Source organism: Algoriphagus zhangzhouensis, assembly GCF_900148515.1.
Classification (GTDB): Bacteria; Bacteroidota; Bacteroidia; order Cytophagales; family Cyclobacteriaceae; genus Algoriphagus; species Algoriphagus zhangzhouensis.
Map to the genome: position 1 here is coordinate 1 of NZ_FRXN01000013.1, position 1916 is coordinate 1916.

Annotated in this window: 2 protein-coding genes; both read left to right on the top strand. The window is 49.8% G+C overall.

Features of this window, described 5'->3' with window-relative positions; genetic code table 11:
* Positions 1–1572: MBG domain-containing protein (locus tag BUF13_RS20430; protein WP_139243102.1), on the top strand; the 1572-nt coding region annotated here is incomplete at its 5' end.
* Positions 1573–1655: 83 nt separating this feature from the next.
* Positions 1656–1916 (top strand): type IX secretion system membrane protein PorP/SprF (locus BUF13_RS20435; protein WP_134204622.1); only part of this gene is annotated, 261 nt, incomplete at its 3' end.

Genomic DNA, 1916 nt, shown 5'->3' on the forward strand with positions numbered 1-1916 from the left:
GCAGACCTGACGATTACACCGGCAGAGATCGGGGCAATCACGTTTAATGATGCAAGCTTTGTCTACGACGGTACCGAGAAGAGCCTGATGATCTCAGGAACGCTACCAGCAGGTACTTCAGTTGCCTACAGCAACAATGGCAGAACAGATGTGGGAAGCCAGGAAGTAACAGCAACGATCACAGGGTCAAACTATACCACGCTGGAATTGACAGCAGACCTGACGATCACTGCCAAAGAAATCACGGTAACAGCAGATGCTGGATTGAGCAAGATAGCCGGAGAAGCTGATCCGATCCTGACTTATACAGCCACAGGATTGGCGGATGGAGAGGGGATGGAAGTCTTCGCCGGATCCCTAAGCAGAGCATCGGGTGAAGATGTAGGTCTGTATGCGATCACACAAGGCACCTTAAGCGCCGGAGACAACTACACGATCAACTTTATCGGAGCTGACTTTGAGATCATCGATGGAGATACTGACGGAGATGGCGTACCGGATCAACAGGAAGAAGAAGACGGTACCGATCCTAGCGATCCTACGGACTTCAAGGATACAGATCTGGACGGAGTTCCTGATTATGTAGAAGAAGAGCAGGGCACGGATCCAGCTGACCCAGAAGATTACAAAGATCAGGATGGAGACAAAGTTCCTGACTATGTGGAAGTACAGCAGGGAACCGATCCTAACAATCCGGATGATGCCCAGGACAGTGATGAGGACGGCGTACCGGATTACATCCAGGAGAGATCCATTGTTGAACTGGTAGCCCAATCGATTCAGGTGGCCTGGAATACTCCAGAGGCAAGCTTGAACCTTCCGACAGAGGCAGTGGCAATCACAGGCTTGGGAGAAGTGGTGAATGTACCGGTGACTTGGGATCTGACAGGCTATGATCCGCTTACCAGCGGAACGACAGGCTATGATGGAGAGATCACAGAGATAGCGGGAGTGTTCAATACCTATGGTCTGACCGCTGAGCTGAGCATCGAAGTGCTGGCCAAGCCGGCACCGACGGATGTGACCTTGAGTGAGAATGAATTCATCGGAATTCCGGATCAATACTTCCAGGAGATCGGATTCTTCACGGTGATCGATGCGACGGATGACCAGCATACGCTGAGCCTTCCTGAAGGCATGGGAGACAATGAACTCTTCGAAGTGATCGACGGCATTCTGTTCTGGAGTTCACAGGATCAGAGAGCAGGAGAGACCCAGTTTGAAGTGGTCCTTCAGGTAGAGGACAGAGGAGGCAATGTGATCCAGAAAAGCTTCCAGATCACCAGACAGAGAACTCCACTGAGCCAGTTGGATGTGGTGAACACCTTTACGCCGAATGCAGATGGAGTGAATGATACCTGGGGTGTACCTGCACTGAGATACTACAGTGGAGTCAGAATCCAGGTGTTCGACAGAGGAGGCAGACGTCTGTTCTACACCGAGGATCCGGATGTCCGTTGGGATGGTACTTTTGAAGGAGAAGAGATGGGAGTAGGAGCCTACTTCTGGGTGATCGAGGTAGAAGAGACCGGAGAAGTGAGAAGAGGTATTCTGAACCTGTTGAAGCATTGATATTGACAAAGAACAGGGATGGGGAGCGATCCCCATCCCAACCAACTCAAGAATAGGAGCTAAAAATTTTTCAAAAGAAGGACATGAGACGAATATATTTTACCGGGCTGATCATATTGATAGGTTTAATAACCTCCCAGAGAGGCTATTCCCAGTCGACCAAATACATATCCCAGTTTTCCCATTTTCAGAGCTACTTCAATCCGGGATTGACAGGCTATGAGGGAAGTACTGTGAGAGGATTTGTAAGAAACCAGTGGTCAGGCTTTGAAGGGGCCCCAAAAACCTATTTTTTCAGCACAGAGTTGGACTTTGGAGAGCTTTCGGGGGAAAGAGATCCGGAA